The sequence below is a fragment of the Streptococcus sp. GMD4S genome (assembly GCF_000296955.1).
In genome coordinates this window covers 1-757 of the sequence record NZ_AJRE01000339.1, presented here as the reverse complement: position 1 = coordinate 757, position 757 = coordinate 1, and the positions used below count along the sequence as shown (strand labels likewise).

The 757-nt window shown below is 36.1% G+C and carries 1 protein-coding gene and 1 pseudogene; both read left to right on the top strand.

The features are described from left to right. Nucleotides 1-148 precede the first annotated feature (148 nt). On the top strand, nucleotides 149-595 hold the full coding sequence (locus GMD4S_RS09775; RefSeq protein ID WP_000816318.1) for a MarR family winged helix-turn-helix transcriptional regulator: 447 nt from the start codon (nucleotides 149-151) through the stop codon (nucleotides 593-595). A 91-nt stretch (nucleotides 596-686) separates the two neighbouring features. Further along, nucleotides 687-757 (top strand): annotated as a pseudogene (locus tag GMD4S_RS13095) (NAD(P)H-dependent oxidoreductase); the annotation flags it as partial.

Here is a 757-nt window from a genome sequence, read left to right as displayed (position 1 = left end):
GTTTTTTGCTTTTTTCTGTCTTAGTTTCACTCGTCTATTTTACCATCTCTCCTTCTTTATTACAAGTGAAGACGGGAACATTCTAAGATTCTTTTCCTATAAAATGTAAGTTCTTGTTTTTCTCTCTCATTATTGATAAAATAGCCTTATGAAACAATATTTGAAAGAGAAAATTTCCGATAATCAATTAGACTTAAAAACAGCTATCGTCCTCAATAAAGCCATACGAACTTTTAAACCTTATGAAGCCAAAGCTGCTAAAGAACACGGGCTAACACCCACCCAATTTTCAGTTTTGGAAACCCTCTATAGCAAGGGGGAACTACGCATTCAGGATTTGATTGAAAAAATGTTAGCCACTTCTGGAAACATGACTGTCGTCATTCGAAATATGGTTCGAGATGGGTGGATTTCTAGAACTTGCGACCCCAAGGATCGTCGATCCTTTTTCCTGAAATTAACACCTGCAGGACGCAGAAAAATCGAAGAGGTTCTTCCTGACCATATCGATTCTATCGTAGAAGCACTCAGCATCTTGGAAGATGGCGAAAAGGAAGACTTAATCCGCATTTTAAAAAAATTTAAAAATTTGTGAGCAAAATTATTGCTAATTAGTATCATTTGTTGTAACATAGATGGTAACAAAAGAGTTCGCTCTTTAAATTTTTTACTAAAGGAGACACATCATGTCTAAAAAAGTATTATTTATCGTCGGTTCACTACGCCAAGGTTCTTTCAACCACCAAATGGCCCTCGA